The organism is Anaerotaenia torta (genome assembly GCF_050433395.1).
Classification (GTDB): Bacteria; Bacillota; Clostridia; order Lachnospirales; family Lachnospiraceae; genus Mobilitalea; species Mobilitalea torta.
Genome location: NZ_JBNPXH010000006.1, coordinates 1 through 22,905 on the forward strand (window position 1 = coordinate 1; position 22,905 = coordinate 22,905).

22 protein-coding genes, 1 tRNA gene and 1 riboswitch are annotated in these 22,905 nt (G+C 45.6%); of the genes, 18 read left to right on the forward strand and 5 right to left on the reverse strand.

The genetic code is table 11. From position 1 onward, the window contains the following. Positions 1-187: 187 nt before the first annotated feature. Positions 188-763, forward strand: coding sequence for a flavin reductase family protein (locus tag HNQ56_RS10890; RefSeq protein WP_429145661.1), 576 nt, complete (start codon positions 188-190; stop codon positions 761-763). A 19-nt stretch (positions 764-782) separates the two neighbouring features. Here the strand turns inward: HNQ56_RS10890 and HNQ56_RS10895 are convergent, their stop codons facing one another. Beyond that, the gene (locus tag HNQ56_RS10895; RefSeq protein ID WP_429145664.1) at positions 783-1,700 is read right to left on the reverse strand and encodes a metallophosphoesterase; all 918 of its coding nucleotides are present in this window, start codon (positions 1,698-1,700) and stop codon (positions 783-785) included. Positions 1,701-1,784: 84 nt separating this feature from the next. Further along, the gene (locus HNQ56_RS10900; RefSeq protein WP_429145667.1) at positions 1,785-2,819 is read right to left on the reverse strand and encodes a DUF4474 domain-containing protein; all 1,035 of its coding nucleotides are present in this window, start codon (positions 2,817-2,819) and stop codon (positions 1,785-1,787) included. 165 nt (positions 2,820-2,984) lie between these two features. Between HNQ56_RS10900 and HNQ56_RS10905 the strand changes: the two genes are divergently transcribed. The 8 genes from HNQ56_RS10905 (at position 2,985) to HNQ56_RS10940 (ending at position 11,620) form a co-directional block, all read left to right on the forward strand. Beyond that, on the forward strand, positions 2,985-3,818 hold the full coding sequence (locus HNQ56_RS10905; protein WP_429145669.1) for a P-loop NTPase: 834 nt from the start codon (positions 2,985-2,987) through the stop codon (positions 3,816-3,818). Positions 3,819-3,881: 63 nt separating this feature from the next. Beyond that, positions 3,882-4,250: a NusG domain II-containing protein gene (locus tag HNQ56_RS10910; RefSeq protein WP_429145671.1), complete on the forward strand. Its 369-nt coding sequence runs from the start codon at positions 3,882-3,884 to the stop codon at positions 4,248-4,250. Positions 4,251-4,274: 24 nt separating this feature from the next. Further along, positions 4,275-4,763 (forward strand): Gx transporter family protein, encoded by a 489-nt coding sequence (locus tag HNQ56_RS10915; protein WP_429145674.1) that lies wholly within the window; start codon positions 4,275-4,277, stop codon positions 4,761-4,763. A gap of 148 nt (positions 4,764-4,911) precedes the next feature. Further along, positions 4,912-5,688 (forward strand): ATP-binding protein, encoded by a 777-nt coding sequence (locus HNQ56_RS10920; RefSeq protein ID WP_429145677.1) that lies wholly within the window; start codon positions 4,912-4,914, stop codon positions 5,686-5,688. A 420-nt stretch (positions 5,689-6,108) separates the two neighbouring features. Further along, positions 6,109-7,197, forward strand: coding sequence for a glycoside hydrolase family 88/105 protein (locus HNQ56_RS10925; protein ID WP_429145680.1), 1,089 nt, complete (start codon positions 6,109-6,111; stop codon positions 7,195-7,197). Between the two features lie 218 nt (positions 7,198-7,415). After that, a complete protein-coding gene (locus HNQ56_RS10930; protein WP_429145682.1) occupies positions 7,416-8,210 on the forward strand; it encodes a peroxiredoxin in 795 nt (264 codons plus the stop codon). Positions 8,211-8,291: 81 nt separating this feature from the next. After that, positions 8,292-8,380, forward strand: a riboswitch (NiCo riboswitch). Positions 8,381-8,468: 88 nt separating this feature from the next. Beyond that, positions 8,469-11,087 carry a cation-translocating P-type ATPase gene (locus HNQ56_RS10935; protein ID WP_429145685.1) on the forward strand — a complete coding sequence of 873 codons (2,619 nt, stop codon included), beginning with the start codon at positions 8,469-8,471 and terminating at the stop codon, positions 11,085-11,087. 98 nt (positions 11,088-11,185) lie between these two features. Next, a complete protein-coding gene (locus tag HNQ56_RS10940) occupies positions 11,186-11,620 on the forward strand; it encodes an RrF2 family transcriptional regulator (protein ID WP_429145687.1) in 435 nt (144 codons plus the stop codon). Between the two features lie 125 nt (positions 11,621-11,745). On the opposite strand, the gene HNQ56_RS10945 is transcribed toward HNQ56_RS10940, so the two are convergent. Next, entirely contained in the window at positions 11,746-11,940 is a 195-nt protein-coding gene (locus HNQ56_RS10945) for a hypothetical protein (protein WP_429145690.1), read from the reverse strand. A gap of 253 nt (positions 11,941-12,193) precedes the next feature. Here HNQ56_RS10945 and HNQ56_RS10950 point away from each other — a divergent pair, with 253 nt between their 5' ends. The 7 genes from HNQ56_RS10950 (at position 12,194) to HNQ56_RS10980 (ending at position 17,059) form a co-directional block, all read left to right on the forward strand. After that, entirely contained in the window at positions 12,194-13,009 is an 816-nt protein-coding gene (locus HNQ56_RS10950; protein ID WP_429145693.1) for an N-acetylmuramoyl-L-alanine amidase, read from the forward strand. Positions 13,010-13,155: 146 nt separating this feature from the next. Further along, positions 13,156-14,034, forward strand: coding sequence for a YicC/YloC family endoribonuclease (locus HNQ56_RS10955; RefSeq protein ID WP_429145696.1), 879 nt, complete (start codon positions 13,156-13,158; stop codon positions 14,032-14,034). A 24-nt stretch (positions 14,035-14,058) separates the two neighbouring features. After that, entirely contained in the window at positions 14,059-14,328 is a 270-nt protein-coding gene (locus HNQ56_RS10960) for a DUF370 domain-containing protein (RefSeq protein WP_429145698.1), read from the forward strand. A 44-nt stretch (positions 14,329-14,372) separates the two neighbouring features. Next, entirely contained in the window at positions 14,373-14,630 is a 258-nt protein-coding gene (rpoZ, locus tag HNQ56_RS10965; protein WP_429145701.1) for a DNA-directed RNA polymerase subunit omega, read from the forward strand. A 194-nt stretch (positions 14,631-14,824) separates the two neighbouring features. Continuing rightward, the gene (gene lepB / locus HNQ56_RS10970) at positions 14,825-15,490 is read left to right on the forward strand and encodes a signal peptidase I (RefSeq protein ID WP_429145704.1); all 666 of its coding nucleotides are present in this window, start codon (positions 14,825-14,827) and stop codon (positions 15,488-15,490) included. A gap of 236 nt (positions 15,491-15,726) precedes the next feature. Next, positions 15,727-16,701, forward strand: coding sequence for a DNA polymerase III subunit delta (gene holA, locus HNQ56_RS10975; RefSeq protein ID WP_429145707.1), 975 nt, complete (start codon positions 15,727-15,729; stop codon positions 16,699-16,701). A 273-nt stretch (positions 16,702-16,974) separates the two neighbouring features. After that, positions 16,975-17,059, forward strand: a tRNA-Ser gene (locus tag HNQ56_RS10980). A 194-nt stretch (positions 17,060-17,253) separates the two neighbouring features. Here the strand turns inward: HNQ56_RS10980 and HNQ56_RS10985 are convergent. Together HNQ56_RS10985 and HNQ56_RS10990 are read right to left on the reverse strand one after the other, a co-directional pair. Further along, a complete protein-coding gene (locus tag HNQ56_RS10985) occupies positions 17,254-18,573 on the reverse strand; it encodes a tyrosine-type recombinase/integrase (RefSeq protein ID WP_429146424.1) in 1,320 nt (439 codons plus the stop codon). 118 nt (positions 18,574-18,691) lie between these two features. Continuing rightward, positions 18,692-18,925, reverse strand: a complete 234-nt coding sequence (locus tag HNQ56_RS10990; RefSeq protein WP_429145710.1) for a helix-turn-helix domain-containing protein — start codon at positions 18,923-18,925, stop codon at positions 18,692-18,694. 731 nt (positions 18,926-19,656) lie between these two features. On the opposite strand from HNQ56_RS10990, the gene HNQ56_RS10995 reads away from it, so the two are divergent. Both HNQ56_RS10995 and HNQ56_RS11000 read left to right on the forward strand, forming a co-directional pair. Beyond that, positions 19,657-20,640 carry a virulence RhuM family protein gene (locus tag HNQ56_RS10995; RefSeq protein ID WP_429145712.1) on the forward strand — a complete coding sequence of 328 codons (984 nt, stop codon included), beginning with the start codon at positions 19,657-19,659 and terminating at the stop codon, positions 20,638-20,640. A gap of 192 nt (positions 20,641-20,832) precedes the next feature. Next, on the forward strand, positions 20,833-22,860 hold the full coding sequence (locus tag HNQ56_RS11000) for an NACHT domain-containing protein (RefSeq protein WP_429145714.1): 2,028 nt from the start codon (positions 20,833-20,835) through the stop codon (positions 22,858-22,860). Positions 22,861-22,905: the final 45 nt, after the last annotated feature.

Below are 22,905 nucleotides of genomic sequence, written 5' to 3' on the forward strand. Positions count from 1 at the left end.
GCAAGCTGCATAAAGTCTGAACATTGACAACTGAATAACTGCCAGGTATTGAATTTTCAAGGTGCATAGCTAAAATTTATGTGCGAAGTTTGAGTAAATAAATTTTAGCTTGACATACAGCCGGTACAGGATGTCATAATGATGTTAAGGCATTTAGATAAAAAAGATAGAATGGAGATAGAATTAAATGACAGAGAAAGAATTCTGGAAGCCCGGCAATATGCTGTATCCCATTCCGGCTGTTATGGTAAGCTGTGGCAGCCCGGAGCATAAGGCCAATATAATAACCATTGCATGGGCGGGGACGGTGTGCAGCAGTCCGGCCATGGTATCCATATCCATCCGCAAGGAACGGTATTCCTATGATATCATTAAGGAAAGCGGGGAATTTGTCATCAACCTGGTAACCAGGGAGCTGGCAAAAAAGGCGGATTATTGCGGGGTTCGTTCCGGAAGGGATGTGGACAAATTTCAGGAGATGAAGCTGACGCAGCTTCCCGGAACCGAGGTGTCGGCCCCGGGGATTGCTGAGAGCCCGGTCAATATTGAGTGCAGAGTGAAACAGATTATTCCTCTGGGAACCCACGATATGTTCCTTGCCGAGGTGGCGGGAGTGACGGTGGACAAGCGTTATATGGATGAGAAGGGGCGGTTCCACCTGAACAGTGCGGGGCTGGTGGTCTATTCCCATGGTGAGTACTACAGCCTTGGAGAGTTGCTGGGCACCTTTGGTTATTCGGTCAGAAAGAACCGGAAGCGTTAAAGGCCTTGCTGCTGTGTTGTTAATAATCTGATACAGCGGCCTTGAAATAATCGTTAAGGCGTACCGGAGCTTCTAAAACCTCACGTCCCACATACAGGGAGCGGTCGGGCTTGGTCATCACCGCCCATTTTACAAGGGATATGCTTCCGGCCCGGATCTCAAGGGCCGTGATGCATCTTGGATGAACGCAGCTTCCGTCATTAAAATACGGAATATCCCCGGGTTTGGGAAATACGGGGCGGTGGGTGTGACCGCAGATCAGCATCTGGCTGTGATCTCTGGCAAAGTTCATGAGATTTTTCTCGATGTTGTTCTTCCTCTTATTATTCTTGGAGGTACTGGTAGGGTCCTTGATCCCGATCAGTTCCAGGGGACGCCATAGATAACGCACGAGAAAGCGGGATATTTTCCACATGGTATCATTGAGAATATCGCCCTGATGTCCATGGGCCAGAAAAATCCGGTTGTTGTTAGGACGGTACTGGAGGAGTAGGCCTTCTGTAATCTCGATGCCGGGGAAAAGAGGAATTCTGGAATCGGTGCTGTCGCAATAGAAAGAATGACATTTTGTCTGGGTGTACCGGGGATCCCGTTTCACGACATCGTGATTTCCGTAAAGCATGAACAGACGGTTATCCTGATAAAACAGGGACATAAGCCAGAAGGCATCACTGTGAGCCTGGACAATATCCACCATGCTTCTGTTTTCCCACAGCTCATCACCGTCCCCCAGCTCGATGTAAGTATAGCCATTCTCATAATAGTGGTATAATGCGGCAAAGAACAGATTCTGGTTGTTGGAGAAATTATCTCCCCAGCTGCCGTTGCCCCGGTGACAGTCGCTCATGATTACAATCCGGGAGCTTTCATCAAAGGTAATGGTTCTGGCGGTAGCCAGGACTTGGGATAAACGTGTTGATGTGGACAAGAGATACACTTCCTTTTTATGATGGGATTTGCGGCGTTTTCGAGGAAGAGGCGGTGGGCATCCCCTTCCTCGCACGATGCCTCGCGTACGGTGTCAGGCACCGCCTTCACCGTTGTCAGTTGTGTCATGCTTCAGATATTTTTGAAGGGTAAGAAAGGAATCGAACACGCCTCTGGACTTACCCGGGTTTAAGAGCTGTCTGTACATGAAAGGTGCTTCCTTGCGTATGATCTCCAGCTTATCCGGGGTGTCGCTGTAGGCTTCTGTAAGAAGCTGGTAAGAAGAACAAAGGGATTCGTTGTTGCGCTGCATGATGAACTCGGTCAGAGCGGTTCTGGTCAGCGGTTGTTTTGTATGGGGCTGGTCAAAGCGTACAATTACCCGGCTGCCCTGTACAAGATATTCGTGATCCCGGTAACCGGCTCTAACCAGTGCCTTGACAAAGGCATTGGCCATCCGGCGGTCATATAAATCCAGTGTAATGTCCATGGACAGCTCCGAGGGATTGGAAAACTCGCCTAGTTTAAAGCCGGTGAGCCACCAGTGATAGCCGCTCCGGGTAAACAAAATATTGCCGTTTTTCTTAAATATAAAAGACATATTAATGCAATCCTCATCCTCCACACAGTAATAAAAGGTTCCGTTAAATATTCCGGGGATCTCCAGGTCAGGGCCGGTGGTGTAGTAGATTCCCACCTCTCCTCCGGTATTCATACCATACTGCCCTTTCCAGAATTCGATCAGCCAATGGCGGCCATTATATTCAAAACGGATCGGTTCGCAATCTATAATCATACTCATGGCTGCGCTGGCCTCATCATAAAGCCTGCAATAGCCCATTTCCCTTTGCCAGGGATACATCAGGGAATAGAAGATATCCTGGTAAGGTTCATAGGCAAAGCCGAAGGGCTTTAATTCCTGGTTCAATTCTGCGATGCGATCCGGGACATTTCCCAGAAGCTCGGTTACCGGGCGGGTTACTTCGCGGTTTCTGTTCCTCTGTATCCTGCGTACGCGGGAGATAACGGATATCAGCAGAACAAGAATTAAGCCGACGACGATAAGCGCCGCCGCATGCTCGGTCAGAAAAGTAACCATGCCGACAGCGGGGAGTAATGTAGCTTTCATCAATGGAATTTGCATATTTTCAGCTCCTTTTCTTAAGCTATATACCATCATATTCAGAAAACCCCCGCATGTTAAAGGAAATAAGGATTGACATCTGATTATTTAAGGGTATAATTACAAAGCAAACAAATAATGATTGAAGTTTATGGGAAAGGGTGATATAGAATGAGTGATTGTAACAATAATTGCAGCAGCTGCGCATCAAAATGCGGGGATCAGAAGCCGAAGAATGAGTTTGCCGTAGAGCCCCACGAGCTGAGTAGCATCAGAAAGGTCATCGGTGTAGTGAGCGGTAAGGGCGGAGTGGGAAAATCCCTGGTTACCTCCCTGATGTCGGTCAATATGAGCCGGAGGGGGTATCAGACCGCAATTCTGGATGCGGATATTACCGGACCCTCCATCCCGAAGGCCTTCGGTCTGAAGGAAAAGGCTTCCAGCAGCGAGATGGGTATCTTTCCGGTTAAGACGAAGACCGGCATTGAGGTAATGTCCATTAATCTGCTTCTGGCTAATGAGACGGATCCCGTGGTGTGGCGGGGACCGATTATTGCCGGAACGGTAAAGCAGTTCTGGTCGGATGTAATCTGGAATGATGTTGATTTCATGTTTGTGGATATGCCTCCGGGAACCGGGGATGTGCCGCTGACGGTATTCCAGTCCCTGCCCGTGGACGGCATCATCATCGTAACCTCACCCCAGGAGCTGGTATCCATGATCGTCTCCAAGGCGGTGAAAATGGCGGAAATGATGAATGTTCCGATTCTGGGACTGGTTGAGAATATGTCTTATTTTATATGCCCGGATTGCGATAAGCAGCATCCCATCTTCGGGGAGAGCCATATTGAGCAAATTGCGGCGGAGCATGGAATTGACCTGTGTGCCAAGCTGCCGGTGAATCCGAAGCTGGCTGCGGCCTGCGACCGCGGTATGATTGAGCTCTATGAAGGTGATTGGCTGGATGGTCTTGCGGACCGTCTGGAGCAGAGGTGGAAGCAGTAAGACAGGGCAGGATTGGCGAATCGCCCGGCAGGCGGGCATAAAGGGAAGGCATGTTTAGTCGGTATGATAAAAAGAAATGATTTTATTTTGATCGGTGTGGTCCTGGTTTTGGGACTGGCTATGATTGTATACCTGAATCTGACGAAGAAAGAGGGCAGTAAGGTTGTCATCACCGTGGACGGTAAGGTTTATGATACTCTGCCCCTGGAAGAAGATACTGTCTTCACAGTGACGGGAAAGGACGGAACTCGTAATACCTTTGAGATCAAGGATGGATATGTGGATATGCTGGATGCCAGCTGTCCGGATAAAATATGCGTTGACCACAGTAAGATCCACTATAATAATGAAACGATAGTATGCCTTCCCAACAGGGTGGTGCTGGAGATTACCGGTGCCGAGGAGAACGAGGTAGATGCGGTTACTAACTAGAGTGCGGAAGGAAGAGAGGGTATCATGAGATCAAAAAAGATAGCGACCTATGGTCTGCTTATAGCCCTTGCATTTATTCTGAGCTACATTGAAAGCCAGTTTCCGCTGTCAGGCATGGTCCAGGGAATGAAGCTGGGCCTGGCGAATCTGGTGGTGATTACCGCGCTGTATAAATTAGGGGCAAAGGAAGCGTTTGCTCTTTCCGTTCTGCGTATTGTGCTGGTCAGCTTCACCTTTGGCAGCCCCTCCACCTTAATGTTCAGTCTGGCGGGAGGGCTGCTCAGCTGGCTGCTCATGGTGATCTTCCAGAAAGGAAAGCTGTTCGGTATGGTTGGAGTAAGCATTCTGGGCGGAATCTCGCATAATATCGGGCAAATTGCAGTTGCAATCGTTGTTGTGGAGAATTTGAATATCGTTTATTATCTGCCGATTCTATTGGTGTCAGGGGTGGTTGCCGGCACCTTGATCGGAATTCTGGGAGCCATGCTGGTGAAACGGCTGGTTATCCTCTGAAAGAAAAAAGCTTGTTAAAATGTAGCTGTGGCTACACACTTATGTTCCAAACAGAGATATAATTCGTACAGCAGGAAAGAACGTAAGCGGTAAGAGCAAGCTTTTTGCAGATAGAAAAGTATTCTGATGTTTCAGAGGAGGATAATAAATGATACGTAAAATTATTAAAATTAATGAAGATTTGTGTAACGGCTGCGGTTTATGTGTGAATGCGTGCCACGAATCCGCAATTGCGCTGGTAGATGGAAAGGCGAAGCTCCTGAGAGATGATTATTGTGACGGCCTGGGCAATTGCCTGCCGGTATGCCCCACTAATGCCATCAGCTTTGAGGAAAGAGAAGCGCTGGAATATAATGAAGAAGAAGTCAATCGTAATATAGCCATAAAGAAAGCGGCTGAGGAAAAGCAAAGAGCAGCGCAGACGGGAAATGCGTCTAAGACTCCGGCTCATCCCCAGGGCGGCTGTCCTGGTTCCAGAGCCATGAGCCTGAACAGGGAATCAGCTCCTCTGGCATCTGCAGCATCGGCACAGGCAGCTGCGATGCCGGCAGAGATGCCTTCCATGCTTCGTCAGTGGCCGGTACAGATACAGCTGGTTCCGCCCAACGCACCCTATTTTCAAGGTGCCAACCTGCTTATTGCGGCAGATTGTACGGCCTATGCCTTCGGCAATTTCCATCAGTTTATGAAGAATAAGATTACACTGATCGGCTGTCCGAAGCTGGATGATGTGGACTATTCCGTAAAGCTGACCCAGATTCTCAGTGCAAATGATATTAAGAGTCTGACGGTAATCCGCATGGAGGTTCCTTGCTGCGGCGGTATCGTTCAGGCGGTGAAAACTGCCATGGTAAACAGCGAGGTAATGATCCCCTGGAGAGTGATTACCATCGGAACCGACGGCACGATTTTAGAGGATAATTAATTCCGGCGGGTTTCCCGAGCATTGTTGACAAGACATACCTTGACAGCAAGGTATACTTCCCAGAATTGGAGTCCGCGGGTTTTATGGTAGAAAAATTTGTTGAAATGGACATTAATTCGGCGATTCAATATTCAGCAAGTATATATGTCAGAAAACCTTAAAAGAAGGAGTTTTAGGGAAGGCAAACGGAATATGAGAATTAAGGGGCTGTTATAAAACGAAGTTTTGTAATGGCTTTTTTTCTGTGGCGTTTTCTGAATTATGGAAAAAACTACATATTTTGAAGCCGAATAGACAAGAATTCCGCGAGTTTTTATGATATGATTTATTCAAATAAAAGGAATTCTGAAAAGCTAAACGAGGAAAGAACGGTATGGTCTGCGTACATGGGAAGAATTTTGAAGCGGAGGAAGAGACAAGATGAAGAATAATAAGGAACCGATTGACTATGCGAAAGCATCCTGTGACACGATGATGAGAAAATTCAAGGCGGAGGAGCTGCCGCCGGCAGGGCGCTTTCATTACCACCAGGGCGTCTTTCTGTCAGGGGTCTGCAAGGCCTATGAATTATCCGGGGAAGAACGCTATTTTGACTATGTGAAAGCTTGGGTGGATTCCATTCTCGATGAAGACGGGGAGATCAAGAACTTTGACCGGGGGCAGCTGGATGATATCCAGCCGGGGATTCTCTTATACCCCCTGCTGGACAGAACGGGAGATAAGCGCTATCAGAAGGCATTGGATACGCTGCTGCCGATCATCTTGAATTTTCCCAGGAATTCTGCGGGCGGCTTCTGGCATAAGCAGGGATATCCCAACCAGATGTGGCTGGACGGACTCTATATGGCGGGTCCCATCAGCGCGGAGTATGCCAGGAGGTATCAGAAGAAGGAATATCGTGAACTGGTAGTGGAACAGGCGCTTCTTATGGAGGAAAAGACGAAGGATGCCCGAACCGGTCTGCTGTACCATGCCTGGGACTGCTCGGGGAAAACAAATTGGGCAGATCCGGTCACCGGGAGGTCGCCTGAATTCTGGGGACGTTCCATCGGCTGGGTGCCGGTAGCGGTGCTGGATGACCTGGACTTTATGAACAGCAGTGACCCTGGCTATGAGGAATTAGGTGCACTGGTTAGAAATCTGATGGAGTCGGTATGCCGCTATCAGGCGGACAATGGGCTGTGGTATCAGGTGGTCGATAAGGGAGGGGAAGCCGGGAACTGGCAGGAGGTATCCTGCAGCTGCCTCTTCACAGCGGCACTGTGCAAGGGGGTGCGAAAGGGTATCCTGGATAGCTCTTACCTGGAGCAGGCACAGAGAGGCTTTCAAGGTGTTATTGACAGCCTGGAATGGGACGGAGGGAATCTGATGGTAGGAAAGGTGTGCATCGGCACCGGAGTGGGGGATTATAAGCATTACTGCGATCGACCGGTATCCGTTAATGACCTTCATGGAGTGGGCGCATTTTTGATTATGTGTGCGGAGGCACAGCAGGCTCTTTGTTCATGATCTGCCATATGGTTTCCCTCCTGTGACACCTGGCGCCAAGAGAAGAATATCCTGTAAAGATTAGTTACGTGACGGTGTAGCAGATCGGCTCCCTTGTCATATCTTTATAGTACAGAAATGTAATATGTGCTTCTGCAATGGGTGTACAATGGGTGCGCGGCTTTTTATAATGCATTACAGAAGCATAATGCGTGTTCCTGTAATTGAGGAGGGATACTATGGAAATAGAAAAAATGAACCGTATGCCCTTAATCGGAGATACGGCCCCTGGATTTCATGCGGTCACAACCCAGGGTGAGATAGATTTTCCTGCGGATTACCGGGGGAGCTGGGTGATACTGTTCAGCCATCCGGCAGATTTTACGCCGGTATGCACCACGGAATTCATGACTTTTGCCTCTATGATGAATGAATTTAAGGAACTGAATACGGAACTGGTGGGATTGTCCATTGATTCTCTTTATTCCCATATTGCCTGGCTGAGGAAAATCAGAGAGCTAGTATGGAAGGATCTAAAGCATGTGGAGGTCACCTTTCCATTAATTGCGGATATTTCTATGGATATAGCGAAGCAGTACGGGATGCTGCATCCCGGCAGTTCCGCCACAGCCACCGTTCGGGCGGTCTATATCATCGATCCCAGCAGCGTGATACGCGCGATTCTATATTATCCGGCATCCACCGGACGGAATATGCAGGAGCTGAAAAGAATTATAATCGCTCTTCAAAAGGCGGACTGTGAGCAGATTGCAACTCCCGCAAACTGGCAGCCCTGCGATGATGTCATTCTGCCCCCTCCGGGGACCTGCGGTGCGGCAAGGGACAGGGTGGCACAGGTCTATGAAGATCAGTACTGTCTGGATTGGTTCTTGTGCTTCCGGCAGTCGGGGTGTGCCCCCTGTGAGGGAAGACAGCCAATGGCAGGCAGCACTTCCTATGCTGCTCCTAAGCTGGAAGGAGCGCCTTACCCTTCCGCCTATTCAAATCATACCAGAAGTTACCGTGTTCCGTAATAAATACCGGAAGATGAGGTAACCATGTGCCGCCATCTGCATAAGATGAAGCAGAGGAAAAAATCACCTTGCACTGCAAAGGCAGTACAATCTGATCAGGCGGCGATCCAAATATGGCGTGCAGCCGGGCTGAAATTCAGCAGCAGGAATAATAGACCTGTGGGACAGAGTGTGTAATAAAGACATGTGTCCCACAGGTATTTTTCTGCCCTGGAACAATGCTGCCTATGCTTTGTCCTAAGCTGGGAGGTAACGTAAATGACGGATCAGACCGGATTAACGGAACAGGAAGCAGAGGAACGAAGGAAGCGCTTTGGTAAAAATGAAATTACCGCAAGACAGGGGAGAAGACTTCTTAAGCAAATAAAGTATCTGTGTTCGGAACCGATTTATTTATTGCTGGCCGGTTCTGCTATCCTCTATTTCCTTCTGGGAGAGACAGCAGACGGGATTATTATGATATTCTTTGTTGTCTTCGTAATTGGAATCAATCTGTTTCAGGATATAAGAACGGGAAATGCACTAAAGAAGCTGAAGGCGGTTACGGAGCCCCGGGCGGAAGTGATCCGGGGCGGACAAAAATGCCTGATACCGCGGGAGGAACTGGTCCCCGGTGATCTTGTGCTATTATATGAAGGAGTAAAGATACCGGCGGATGGATATCTGGTGCACTGCGCCGGACTGACGGTAAATGAGAGCCTGCTGACAGGGGAATCCAGTCCGGTACGGAAGGAGGTTCCCCAAGGCCGTGTGGATGAACTCTCGGAAGAGACTTCTCGAATTCGATGCTATGCGGGAACCTGTGTAATGCTTGGTACCGGCAGGATGATTGTAGAACAGACCGGGAACAGCACGGAATACGGCAGACTGGCCCAGGAGCTGGCGTATGGGAACCAGGAACGCTCCCTGCTGCAGCGGCAGCTGAGGACTTTGGCACGGCAGTGCTCTTATTTTGCAGCGGTTATGTTCTTCCTTGTGGGTGGAATCACATTCTGGAATCTGGCCCAGTATCCGCCTGCTCAGCGGCTGATACACAGCATACTGGCGGGAGCGGTGCTGGCGCTGTCCCTGGTGCCGGGAGAATTTCCTGTGATATTGTCGGTATACTTTTCCCTGGGAGCCCTGAGACTGGCCCGAAGGAAGGCGCTGATCCGGAGGCTGTCTGCAATCGAGAGCCTGGGAGCAGTATCCGTATTGTGTCTGGATAAGACAGGAACCATAACGCAGAATTCCCTGTCTGTATCGGAAGCGTACGTTGCCGACAAGGTATCCTCTGCCGGCAGCGAGTACGCTGACAATAATACAGCGGTTTCTGAGTATAGGGGAAATCGATTTTGTAAGGTACTGGCCCTGGCCTGCAAGAAGGACAGCCGGGATCCGGTAGAGCATGCTTTGCTAAGCTACGGGGAAGAATTATGCAGGTGCTGTAATCATGGGCATTGGAATAAGATGCCCTCCGCTTCCGAACGGGTGATGGCTTGTTCCGGGCCGGAGGAAGGGAGCAGGCTTCTGAGGGAATATCCGTTTTCCAATGAAACCAGGGCTATGGGGCAGCTTTGGATGCAGGAGGGTCGATACATTCTGGCGGCCAAGGGAAGCCCGGAAGCAATTCTCGCCAGGTGTACGCTCACCAGGGCGGAACGTCATCAATTGGAGCAGAGGCTGGTACAGTATTCCGGGCAGGGATTAAAAGTGATTGCTCTGGCAGAGGCAGTAATGGAGGGAGAAGAGCTTCCGGAGAACTTGCCGAAACGCGGTCTGCATTTTTGCGGTCTTCTGGCTTTGGCCGATCCTCCCAGGGAAACCATAGCCGATGGAGTTGCCGCCTGTTATCATGCCGGTGTAAGGATTCTTATGATCACCGGTGATCATCCGGTGACTGCCTCTTCGGTGGCCAAAAAGGTAGGGATCCGTAATTTCGCCCGGGTTATCACCGGAGATGAGCTGGATCAGATGACGGATGAGGAGATGGGAGAGAAGGTAAAAAGCTGCAATGTCTATGCCCGGGTTCTCCCGCTGCATAAGGTGCGTATTGTAAAAGCTTTGAGAAACCAGGGTGAAATAGTGGCCATGGCCGGAGATGGGATCAATGATGCGGCCGCACAGATGGCGGCGGACATTGGAATTGCCATGGGACAGAATGGAAGCGAGGTTACCAGGGAGGCGGCGGATATTATTCTGCTGGATGATCATTTCCCCACCATTCTGGATACTATCCGTGATGGAAGAAGAATCTATCAGAATATCCTCAAGACCATCGCCTATGTGCTGGCATTTCATATACCGATTGCCTTGATCTGCCTGGCTGCACCGCTGGCGGGCATCGGACCGGAGGATCTTCTGCTGATGCCCCTGCACATCGTGTTACTGGAGCTGGTAATGAACCCGACGGTATCCGTCACCCTGGAACGGCTGCCGGCAGAGCCTGATATTATGAAAAAATCAGCTGGGGTATCAGCTCGGAGGTTGGTGTCTTTCGGGACCTTTCTTAAATGTCTTGTCCAAGGGGGGATGATCTTCTGCGCGGCATTTTGTCTGCATTTTAGTATGCTTAACAGAGGATATCCGGCAAAGGAGGCAAGAACCTGCGGCTTCACGGTGCTGGTTCTTTCCAGCATTCTTCTGGTGCTAGTTAATTGCTCGGAACAGGAGTCTATTTTTAAGATCCTCGGAAGATTGTGGCGGGATAAGGGGATTTGCATCATTAATCTGGGAATTCCGGTCATATTACTCCTGCTGATTTATACACCGCTGCACGGGAGGGTGGGCTTCGCGCCGGTAAGCATTACCCAGCTGCTTATTTCAACGGTACTTTCCATGGCGGCAGTCCTATGGTATGAGGTGGTAAAGGCTTTCAAAAGATTGTTAAGAGAATAACAGAATCTGAAAAGCCGGCATTGAATTCCTACAAATCCTATGTTAATATAAGCATATAAGCGATAGTGACCCGAGTGGGATACGAAGGAGGTTTTGCCATGAAGATATCAACCAAGGGAAGGTATGCCCTGCGGCTTATGTTGGATCTGGCTTTAAATAATACAGGTGAATATATTGCTATCAAAACCATTGCGGCCCGGCAGGAGATTTCCGAGAAGTATCTGGAACAGATTATTTCTTCCCTGAGCAGGGCTGGTTATGTGAAAAGCGTACGCGGAGCCCAGGGAGGCTATCGCCTTGCTAAGGATCCGGCAGAGTATACGGTGGGGATGATCCTGCGCCTGACCGAGGGGAGTCTTTTCCCCATTGATTGTCTGGAGGATGAGTCGGAGTGCAGCCGTAAGAGCGCCTGTGTTACAAGGGAAGTATGGCAGGAAGTATATGATGCCGTCTGTTCCGTGGTAGACAGGATTACGCTTCAGGATCTGGTAGAACGTCATGAGAACCTTGTATCCTATGATTATTTCATATAGAGGAAAGAGAAGCGAATAGAGGCCAACGATATACTGATATGAGAAGGGACTGTTCCGGTATTTGGCCGTACGGTCCCTTTTTAAACAGCAATGAGCCGGAATAAACCCTTGCCTTGTCCGGTGAATTACCGTACATGACGGTTCGAGGTCAGGTACATGGCCTCTTCATAATCCCTTTGGTGGACATAGAGAATATATTCTGCGGTCCCCTTTGTTTTATACTCATATTTAATGTCGGCAGTCGCCAGTGCATTCTTAAGCTCGGAGAATTCCTGCAAGGAATTGCCGCGGTATATTTCAACACGATTCCAAAATAACATTTTCATTACTCCTTTGTTTTTTTGCCCCTCAAAAGGTGCTGCGTACATTTTCAGATACAAGAGATTTTGATGTTTTAATCATATTATTTTATTATATGCCGTGTAGCAGTATAATTCAAATTAAGATTTTATTAGAAAACAGAACTGAGGAGATGGAAAAGTGCCATAGGATAATCATTTACGGCTATCTTATCATATAATGGCATCATAGAGTGAAGAAGCAGCAGATGTTTGTGCAGGGAGCGGATAGAATATGGCGAAGGTGATACTGGACCCGGGACACGGGGGAACAGATATAGGGGATTATTACGGAAGAAGAAGTGAGAAGGATGACAATCTGGTGCTGGCGCTGAAGGTGGGGAAGCTTTTGAGAGACCGGGGAGTAGAGGTGGAATATACCAGAACCACTGATAGATATCTGCCGATGCTGAAACGGGTGGATGCGGCAAATAAAATCGGAGGGGATCTGCTGGTATCCATACATCGCAGTATGGAGCAAACCTTTAATCGATATCCAAGCATGGATTTTTATGTGGGAGAAGATGATCCGGTAGCGGTAGAAGCAGCAGAAAATATCAGAGACAGTCTTTCGCCAGTCGGTTTTAGGAATTATCATCTTATTACACGGACGGATCTTTCACTGCTGAATGATACGGATATGCCTTCTCTGATGCTGGCAATCGGGTATTTCCGGTCGGATGAGGCCAACCGGTATTATGATGAGCATCTGGATGAAATTGCAAAGGGAATTGCGGATGGGATCTACCAGACATTGATGCAGACCAGTGCGGCCGAGATACAGGGAGCCGGAATGCAGGCCGGGGAAGGTGGGGGACGGACGGAATGCCGGTATTGCATTCTGACAGGATATTATCCAAGCTATGAGGTGGCCGAGGAGCACCGGAAGAGATTGGATTCCATGGGCTGCAGCAATACAAGGATCAGCGGAGAAACGGATCATTATAGGATTTATGCCGGAGAGTTCACGGAACTGGACAGGGCGGCCGAGTGGGAATTATTCTTAAGAAGGTGCGGTTATTATGCGATGGTGGTAGATATTGAACTATAACGAAAAAGCGTTTATAAATTTTCCTGTGTATTGACTTGCCATCATATTTCATTTATAATAAATTGAATAAGTTATCAGAAGTTGCTCGGGTTATGGTTGGGAACGGCGCCGTAATCAATACAAATCATGAAAGAATGTGTGTAGCTATGTTAAAGAGTATGACAGGCTTTGGGCGTTGTGAGATAGCCGGGGAGGATCGGAAGATCACTGTCGAGATGAAGGCGGTGAATCACAGATACTGTGACATATCCGTCAAGATGCCGAAGAAGCTCAGCTTTTTTGAAGCAGGTATCCGCAATGTACTGAAGCAATATGTTGGCAGGGGCAAGATTGATGTCTATATAACCTATGAAGATTATACGGAGAATAATGTCTGTGTCAAATATAATGCGGATCTTGCCAGAGAGTATTACAGGAATCTGGAGAGTATGAGCCGGGAGTTCGGCATTGAGAATGATATCCGGGTTTCTTCTCTTTCCCGATATCCGGAGGTCTTCACTCTGGAGGAGCAGACTATTGATGAGAAGGAATTATGGGCACTGGTGGAAGAGGCGGTCAGGACTGCGGCAGAGCGGTTTGTAGATACCCGGATTCAAGAAGGGGAGCAGCTGAAGCAGGATATTATGGCGAAGCTGGATGCCATGCTGAAGCTGGTGGAATTTGTTGAGAAGAGATCCCCGGAAATTGTGGCGGAATACCGTAATAAACTGATGGCAAAGGTAACGGAATTGCTGGGCGATACCAGAGTGGAGGAAAGTATTCTTGTAACCGAGATCACTGTATTCGCCGATAAGATATGTGTTGATGAAGAGACGGTAAGGCTGCGTGCTCATATCATTAACATGAAGGAAGCCCTGGGAGAGAGTGATAATGTGGGAAGAAAGCTGGATTTTATTGCCCAGGAGATGAATCGTGAGGCCAATACCATTCTGTCCAAGGCCAATGACCTTGAGGTAGCCAACAAGGCAATCGATCTGAAAACGGAAATTGAGAAAGTAAGGGAACAGATTCAAAATATTGAATAGAAGCTGCAGAAATGAGGAATAACTTTGAATAAGTTAGTGAATGTAGGCTTTGGTAATGTTGTGAATTCCAGTAAGATCATCAGTATTATCCGTCCGGAGGCGGCACCGGTGAAGAGAATGGTTCAAACCGCCAAGGATACGGGGATGGCCATTGATGCCACCTGCGGCAGGCGGACCAAGGCGGTGATTGTGACGGAGAGCGGACACTTGATCCTGTCTTCCCTGCTTCCCGATACAATTGCAGGAAGGGTAAATCAGAAGGAACTGACAGACAGTCCGGAGACCTCGGATTGATCCGGAAGAGACAGGCATAGGCCATTAGGAAGGAGATATAATTTATGTTACATCCATCATATACGGATTTAATGAGAGTAGTAAACAGTGAGGTAGAACCGGGAGAGCAGCCGGTAGTAAACAGCCGTTATTCCATCGTTATTGCCACGGCCAGAAGGGCCAGACAGATCATTGACGGGGCGACCCCTCTTGTAGATGTCACTTATCCCAAGCCCTTATCTATTGCAGTAGAGGAACTCAACTGTTCCAAGGTGAAAATTGTTGGTGATGATGAAGTGACCGATGAGGATAATCAACAATAGGCTGCTATGAAAGAATGGCTCCGGCAGTGAAGCATTTTTCATAACAAATTCATCAGCACTTTCATATGATAGCAGTATGAAGGTGCTTTGTTGTCGTATGGATAGACGGAATCAAGGAATGTTTGGAAAGGGAGATTACCGTGTCTGGTATGCCCTGAAATAAGGTTAAGGCAGAGACGAATCGAGGGGATGTTATGGAAGCGATTGAAAATAAGAGCTATCGGGAAGATGCGGATTATAAAATGGGTATTTCACAGGAGAAGGACGCCGCTCCCGGCGAAGGGGAGAGCTTTCCGCAGCCCGAAGAAGGACAGGAGAACAAGGAAAAGACCGGAGCCAGAGGTTTTTTATACGATATCATTTTCTATGCGGTATTGATTTTTATATGTATCTATATTCTTCCCAATTTTGTAATACAAAGGACCATTGTGGATGGTTCCTCCATGGCGGATACGCTGCTGGACGGGGAGCATCTGTATGTGGAGAAATTGTCCTATCGGTTTGATGCGCTGGACCGTTTTGATATTATTGTATTTTATCCCTACGGCCGGGAAAATGAAGAATATTATGTCAAGAGAATCATCGGTATGCCCGGTGAGACCATACAGATTATAGGAAGCGAGATCTATATTAACGGCGAGGCGCTGGAGGAGCATTACGGCAAGGACCCCATTGCAGATCCCGGGAGGGCTGCGGTACCCATTACCCTGGGAGAGGACGAATATTTTGTCATGGGGGATAACCGGAGCATCAGCAAGGACAGCCGGACCAATGAAGTGGGAAATGTGAAAAAAGAGAATATCGGCGGACGTGCGGTCTTTCGTATTAAGCCGCTGAGCCGGTTCGGTCCTATTGATTGAGAGTTACAGTTCAGCCTGCGGTATTATGATACGACATTTTTACGCAGACTGGCTGAGTGCATCATGTGAAGCAGCGCGTTCTGAACGCACGAAGGAAAAGCAAGTAAAAATGTCGTATCATAATACCGCAGGCTAAACTGTAATGAAAAAATCTATTTTATGGCTTGCAATTTACATAAGAATTGAGTAGAATAGATAGGCGAGCTTCTGTGAATTGTCATCCATGAGGAAGGTATATGAAGAACATCAAGGAACATATCAAGTCGGGAAGCTTTAAGAAATTTTATTTGCTTTATGGGAGTGAGGATTATCTCAAGAAGCTTTATCGGGATAAATTAAAGGCGGCAGTCCTGGCGGACAGCGATGAGATGAATTATTCCTATTTTGAAGGGAAGAGCGCAGAGCCCAGGCAGATCCATGACGCGGCGCAGACCCTGCCCTTCTTCAGTGACCGTCGTCTGATTGTCATTGAGAACAGCGGATTGTTCAAGTCCCAGAGTGAGCTGAGCGAGCTGCTGGCCGATACTCCGGACAGCACGGTGATTGTCTTCGTGGAGGCTGAGATTGACAAGCGGGGCAAGTTGTATAAGCTGGTGAAGGATCACGGAACCGTATCGGAGATGAACGGCCTGGACGAACGGAATTTGAAGCTCTTTGTTGCCTCCATGCTGGAGCAGGAGGGGAAGAAGATTACCGAAGCCTCGGTTGCTTTTATTCTGGATAAAACCGGATCGGATATGGTGAATATCTGCAACGAGGTGGAGAAGCTGGTCAGCTATACCTATGGCAGAGAGATTATAAGGAATGAGGATATTGAAGCCGTCATTACCACACAGATCACAGGGAAGATATTTCTCATGATCGATGCCATTGGGTCAAAGCAGCCGCGGAAAGCCCTGGATTTGTACTATGATTTGCTTTCGGTGAGAGAGAAGCCGATGTCAATTCTGTTTCTGATTACGCGGCATTTTAATATATTGCTGCAGGCGAAGAATTTACAGGCGCTGAACTATCCATCCTCCTCTATGAGCGAGATGCTGGGAGTACCGCCCTTTGCAGTGAACAAATATTTGGGACAGGCAAGGAATTTTTCTTCTGCCCGTCTGAGGGAAGCCCTGGAGTTTGCCGCGGATATGGAAGAACAGGTGAAAACCGGGCGGATGCTGGAGAAAATAGGCGTTGAGCTGTTTATCACTGCCTTTAGTAAGTAATTTGGTTTTTCTGCACTATGCTTTATAGTTGTAGGGGCTGTGTGCATTAAAATATAATAGGGAAGCGTATCGAAGTGGTCATAACGGCCCTGACTCGAAAGGTAATAGATTTCGTGGAACTTTGGTAGCTCTAGTACCGCATGAATACTGGATTTTTGGTTTTGACTGAAACATTTTCTTTCATGTTTCTTTCCAGTTTTCTTTCTTACTTCCTGGACTTGGATGGAATGTGGTACCATCGTCTAGATGAGTCCGGTTGATTAAAATTAATATGGAGAGTTGTCCGAGTGGCCTAAGGAGCTGGTCTCGAAAACCAGTGTACCTACCGGTACCTAGGGTTCGAATCCCTAACTCTCCGTCAGTCTTTTCCAATGGGTCAGCTTTGAGAAGGTTGAAACCCATTGTTATGGAGGGAGTTGTCAGTTGCGACTGACAACTCCTTTTTACGTTTCCCCGTTGATGTCCCTCCGGGCATCGTACTCTTTCTGTGAAGTGAATTCAAACCCCTTCATTCTTCTTAATTATACGGTTATGAAATGCAACGGAGTTACGCTATCCTACGTAACCATTTCTTTTTTTTTCGGTACTTTGATTAGGCTTTCCAGAGTCAGGGTTTGCCGATTCGGGTAATGTCTCGAACAGACCGGTGCTCAGCCGCTCTGCGGATATCAGCATAGACTCCTCCATATCCAGATGTGCATAAAGGTTTGCAGTGGTACCATAGTCGCTATGACCCAACCAGGCTTGGATTTCCTTCATGGAGACACCATTTCGCAGTAATAGGCTCGCACAGCTGTGCCGGGTATCATGGAACCGGATATGCCGCAAGACATTCTTCTTCAGGAACTTTGAGAAAGTCGATGAGATATAGTCCGGCTTAATAAGTTCGCCGATTTCATTGACATAAACATACCCCAGATACTGACGGTTGTAGGAATTGCCAAAGAGCTGGCGGTGTTCCTTTTGCTGCTCCTTCAAGGCCAGCAGCTTTTCCCGGAATAAGGGGATAAGCGGAAGCGTTCTCATACTGGATTTATTTTTCGCCTTGTCTTTTGCATAGCATACTCTCTTTTGACCTTTGCGCTGGTATGTGGTGACAGTATGGGCTATCGTAAACAGGTTTCGTTCAAAATCAAAATTCTGCCATTTCAAGCCAACAATCTCACTTCTGCGAAGCCCATAGAACAGACCGAACAGAATGGCAAGTTCCAGCCAGGTACCCTCTGCCAGACGTATACACTCCAGTGCCTCTTCCGGAAGATAAAAACTGCCAATGAATTTATCCGTCTTGGGGCGCTGCTTATGGGCAGCGTTCTTTCCAACCAATCCGTCTTCCATAGCCACTTCCAACGCATTATGGATATTGCAATGGTAGCGCACAACGGTAGTTCCTTTTTTACCGTCTTTCCCGTGTTCAGGGTCTCCAATACGTTCAAATCTGTAGAATTCACGTAGGTGTTTCGGCTCTAGTTGAGACAGCGTTAGGCCAAGTTTTTTGAAATACGGGTAAATATGATTTTCAACTGAATCACAATATCCGGCATAGGTTACCGGATCAACCTCTGTTTCCTTATAAGAAAGCCAGTACAGCATATAATCCGCAAACAGCATATCTGCGGTGTTGGATACAACAGTTCTGCTTTTCTCCGGAATTGGAGGAGAAACTATTTTCTCTGTTTCTGAAATAAGTTCACCATATTCATTGTAAAGGTTTCGGAATTCATCAAGCTTTTTCTCAGCCAGCCGTTTGTTCCCTTTTTTCACCGGTAAATCGGTTGGAATCCATTTAGGGAAGCGTTTACCGTCATGGTGCTTGCAATTCAAAACGGCATAATATTTTCCGCCTTTTTCTTGTAGATGTCCCGCTAACATAATCAATCATTACTCCTTTCAGCGGTTATTCCACCTACCATTGACATATAATACTATACTACTTTTCGCCAACAAACTACAACAACTTATGCCAAATTCACACCACGAGATGGGGTTGCTATTTTTTGTTTTCAATGTCAAGGTAGGCAATAATATAACTTTTAGGGATGCGGAAAAGACGTCCGACATTTTGCTTCTTCAGATCGCCCTTTTTGATCATCTTGTAAACCGTCTTAGTGCATACCCCCAAGATCTCACTTGTTTCTTCGACGGTCAGGACATCAGGATAGTCACTAATCCGTTTGATAGACTGCTTACTGTATAAAGATTGTCTTTTCATTTTTTTCTCCATTCTGCATTTTTTTAAAAGCCGATATACTAAGCTTTCTGAACATACGCACCCATACCGGCTCATTTCCTGCGCTCATTTTGACCGCGTCTTTTCAGGCCGCGCTATGCGCTGTTTTATACGTGGGCGTGCTCTGCCGATTCAGCATCTTGGCACACTGTCCGCGAAACCTGTATAACTTCCGGTGGGTGCTATGAAATTGTCAAGGTACATAATGGGTGTAAGGTCAGCTTTGAGCTTGTCCTTACACCTGATAAACATAGCATTATGTATGTAATTTCTGCAAAGATGGAAAAATTTATAATTTTATTTTGGACATGCAACTCAACACTGCCAATTGAAGCATTCAGAGAACGTCACTTTCCAGTTGCCCTAATGTGCATATTTTACTTTAATAGCGTATCCATTTTTTTGAAATGGAAAGGTGTTTCGCTTTAGACAGCATGAAAAGTTGTTGATATTTTTGAAAAAATAAACATTGTGCTTGATGTATCACTGGATATACAAAATAAATGAACTCAGTGTAAAGAGACATCATGTATTTACTATCAAGTACCCCATTATACGGCATACTGGAATAATCGAATAATGAGTCAAACTGTAATTATTTGATTGAATTATTTTACAATTTATCATAAAATGATGTTAAGGTTTTAAATAAAAAGATGGTAGAACATGCAAATTAAATAAAACATGAGAGAAGATGGGAAAATAAAATGAATTCTGAAATAATCATGTATCAGACCGAAGACGGGTTAACAAAAATGGAAGTTACTTTTGATGATGATACAGTATGGCTTTCTATTGACCAAATGGCAGAGCTATTTCAGCGTAATAAGTCTACGATTTCGCGTCATATAAAAAATATATTTGAAGAAGGCGAACTGGCTAGGAATTCAGTTGTTGCAAATTATGCAACAACTGCTTCTGACGGCAAGACATATAAGATTGATTATTATAATTTAGATGTTATTATATCTGTTGGCTACCGGGTAAAATCATTAAGGGGAACACAATTCAGGATATGGGCGAGCAGCGTATTAAAAGAGTATATGCGAAAAGGCTTTGCAATGAATGATGATTTGCTGAAAAATAATGGTGGCGGAATATTTTTTGATGAGTTATTGGAAAGAATCAGAGACATCCGTTCCTCTGAAAAGGTATTTTGGAGAAAAGTATTGGATATCTATGCTACAAGTATTGATTACGATCCAAGAACAGAAGTGTCAATGATGTTTTTTAAAACCGTTCAAAATAAAATGCATTGGGCTGCACATGGACAGACTGCAGCAGAGAAAATATATTATTCAGCGGATGCACAAAAGCCATATATGGGTATGTTCAGTTTTAAAGGAGAAATACCCACTCAGGCGGATGCATTGGTAGCAAAAAAATATTGTACGGAAGAAGAATTATCCGCACTTAACAGTGTTGTTTCTGCTTATCTTGAGTTCGCAGAGATGCAGGCTCGTAGAAGAATCCCCATGTATATGTCTGATTGGATTGAGACGCTGGATGGCTTTTTGAAACTGTCCAAACATGAAATACTGACTCATGCCGGAAAGATCAGTGCAAAGGCAGCGGAGTTAAAAGCGAAAGAAGAATATAAGAAATTTAAAACATTGAATTTGGACGAAATTTCCAAAGTGGAGAAGGATTATATAAAAGCATTGGAAGATATGGAAATGAAGTTGCTGGGTGAGGGTAAAAAAGAGTAGGGAATTAGTTATGCAAAACGAAATTCCACCTCTGGTGTACAATTATTAGTCTATATTCAAGATTATTTATATAAGAAATATAAGTGGAGTAAATTTTTACCCTACTTATATTTGGAGTAATCATTTTACAGAAAGGGACATCTATGCCTGTTATATAATTTATGATTAACTTTAAAACAGGAGAAAATGCACATGATGGTTAATATTGATTTTAAGAGTATAAGAGAGTGCGATGGCAGCCAACAAAATGGCTTTGAAGAATTGGTATGCCAACTCGCAAGATTGAATCCACCAAAGAACGCAAAATCCTTTATTAGAAAAGAGGGCGCTGGAGGAGATGCGGGTGTAGAGTGTTTTTGGATCTGTTCTGACGGAACAGAATGGGCATGGCAGGCAAAATATTTTACCGAAGCATTAGATTTAAGTCAGTGGAGCCAGATTGATGAATCCGTACAAAGTGCGATAGAAAAGCACCCTAATATGAGAAAATACTATGTATGCGTGCCAAGAGACAGAACAGATAGCAGAAGAAAAAATAAAAAGGGAGAGCAAGTAGTAACTGCTCTGGACACATGGAATTCATATAAGGGAAAACGGGAAAAGATGGCTTTTGAAAAGGGGAGTAAAATTGAATTCATATATTGGGGAAAGAGCGAATTAATTGACATTCTTCAGAAAGATGATCCGGTTTATACTGGTAAGATACTTTATTGGTTTAATGCGGCGGTAGTTACAAGTGAGAAATTGAAAAACATTGCTAAGAATGCTAAAGCATGTTTAGGAGAGCGTTTTACCCCTGAAAATCACGTAGAACTTCCTATTGTGAAGATGCTTACGTGCATTGATAGAGCAGCCGAATGGAAAGATGAAATTAGAAACATTGTATCTGAGGTCTATCAGTGTAGAAAAGATGTTGAATCTATTACTAAATGCAATGTCTTTAAGCCTGAAAAGGAGCAGGCTCTCATAGATCTTATAGAAAAATATGATGGATTTGTTGCTGATGTAATAGAATTTAAAGATGATGATGATATTTTGTTTTCTAGACTTTCTGATTATTGTGACCAAATTAAGGCGTTGATTGATATCTTAAATGATTTAAGTGACTTTGTTTATAATATGAATGTTAAGGAACCAGAAACTCGAAATGATAGGGCAGATATCAATCGTCAAATAAATAGTGTTAGTAGAGTTCTCGATCAATACGATCAATTATTAAAAAACGAGAAAATTCAAGCTGGGAAATTGAGACGATTATTGATTACTGGAGAAGCTGGTAGTGGGAAATCACACTTGTTATGTGATTTTGTATTGAGGAGAATTGATAATGCACTACCTACGATTTTTTTGTTAGGGGAGCATTACCATGGCGGGGATCCAATTCGTTTTCTGGCTGAAGCATTAGATTTGACAAACCATAGTAATTCGAGTATTCTAGGTGCCCTGGAAACGTTAGGGGTAACATATAAAACCAATACTCTTATTGTAATTGATGCAATTAATGAAGGAAATTATAGAAGAGACTGGTATTCATACATAAATAAATTTATTTTGGAGTTGCAGCCATTTAAACATATTGCAATTATTTTTAGTTGCCGCAATACCTATACCGATTTTATTATCCCTGATGTAGTATTGAATAACATTCCAGAAATAGTACACAGAGGTTTTGCAGGATATGAGAAAAGAGCTGCTTTAAAATACCTGAGTAAGCAGGATATAAGTATACCTGCAGTCCCCTTTTTGGCACCAGAATTTAGTAATCCGCTATTTCTTAAAATAATCTGTAAGGCACTGAAAGAAAGTGGGTTAAAAGAATTTCCAAAAGGTCTGCGAGGGTATAATAATCTGTTTGGATTCTATCTTGATAGTATTCAAGATGTGGTAAGAAGGATTAAAGGAACATATAGAACGGACACAGTACGCAGTGTAGTATCTGCAATGGTGAAAAAACTATATCCAGATCGTCTTTGGGGTATCCCTGTTAATGAGGCGGAAAGAATAATCAATCAATTTGATAGCGGAAGCAATGGAGAGCGAGCCTTATTTGATATTTTAATTAGTGAGGGACTTTTCTCATTTGATGTTGATGTAGATAGTGATGGGATTAAAACTGAAATACTACGATTTACATATGAAAGATTTAGTGATTTTGCTATTGCAAATGCTATTGTTGCAACATGCCAGAATGAGGATGAATTTCAAAAATTAATTAATTAGGACTCAGCCCTAAAAGCAATAATTGATAAATATCAATACTGGGGG

Bases quoted from the DNA above. Each gene is read 5' to 3' on its own strand.
- HNQ56_RS10890 (WP_429145661.1), top strand. From the start codon at position 188: ATGACAGAGAAAGAATTCTGGAAGCCCGGCAATATGCTGTATCCCATT.
- HNQ56_RS10900 (WP_429145667.1), bottom strand. From the start codon at position 2,819: ATGAAAGCTACATTACTCCCCGCTGTCGGCATGGTTACTTTTCTGACC.
- HNQ56_RS10905 (WP_429145669.1), top strand. From the start codon at position 2,985: ATGAGTGATTGTAACAATAATTGCAGCAGCTGCGCATCAAAATGCGGG.
- HNQ56_RS10910 (WP_429145671.1), top strand. From the start codon at position 3,882: ATGATAAAAAGAAATGATTTTATTTTGATCGGTGTGGTCCTGGTTTTG.
- HNQ56_RS10915 (WP_429145674.1), top strand. From the start codon at position 4,275: ATGAGATCAAAAAAGATAGCGACCTATGGTCTGCTTATAGCCCTTGCA.
- HNQ56_RS10920 (WP_429145677.1), top strand. From the start codon at position 4,912: ATGATACGTAAAATTATTAAAATTAATGAAGATTTGTGTAACGGCTGC.
- HNQ56_RS10925 (WP_429145680.1), top strand. From the start codon at position 6,109: ATGAAGAATAATAAGGAACCGATTGACTATGCGAAAGCATCCTGTGAC.
- HNQ56_RS10930 (WP_429145682.1), top strand. From the start codon at position 7,416: ATGGAAATAGAAAAAATGAACCGTATGCCCTTAATCGGAGATACGGCC.
- HNQ56_RS10935 (WP_429145685.1), top strand. From the start codon at position 8,469: ATGACGGATCAGACCGGATTAACGGAACAGGAAGCAGAGGAACGAAGG.
- HNQ56_RS10940 (WP_429145687.1), top strand. From the start codon at position 11,186: ATGAAGATATCAACCAAGGGAAGGTATGCCCTGCGGCTTATGTTGGAT.
- HNQ56_RS10945 (WP_429145690.1), bottom strand. From the start codon at position 11,940: ATGTTATTTTGGAATCGTGTTGAAATATACCGCGGCAATTCCTTGCAG.
- HNQ56_RS10950 (WP_429145693.1), top strand. From the start codon at position 12,194: ATGGCGAAGGTGATACTGGACCCGGGACACGGGGGAACAGATATAGGG.
- HNQ56_RS10955 (WP_429145696.1), top strand. From the start codon at position 13,156: ATGTTAAAGAGTATGACAGGCTTTGGGCGTTGTGAGATAGCCGGGGAG.
- rpoZ (WP_429145701.1), top strand. From the start codon at position 14,373: ATGTTACATCCATCATATACGGATTTAATGAGAGTAGTAAACAGTGAG.
- lepB (WP_429145704.1), top strand. From the start codon at position 14,825: ATGGAAGCGATTGAAAATAAGAGCTATCGGGAAGATGCGGATTATAAA.
- holA (WP_429145707.1), top strand. From the start codon at position 15,727: ATGAAGAACATCAAGGAACATATCAAGTCGGGAAGCTTTAAGAAATTT.
- HNQ56_RS10985 (WP_429146424.1), bottom strand. From the start codon at position 18,573: ATGTTAGCGGGACATCTACAAGAAAAAGGCGGAAAATATTATGCCGTT.
- HNQ56_RS10990 (WP_429145710.1), bottom strand. From the start codon at position 18,925: ATGGAGAAAAAAATGAAAAGACAATCTTTATACAGTAAGCAGTCTATC.
- HNQ56_RS10995 (WP_429145712.1), top strand. From the start codon at position 19,657: ATGTATCAGACCGAAGACGGGTTAACAAAAATGGAAGTTACTTTTGAT.
- HNQ56_RS11000 (WP_429145714.1), top strand. From the start codon at position 20,833: ATGATGGTTAATATTGATTTTAAGAGTATAAGAGAGTGCGATGGCAGC.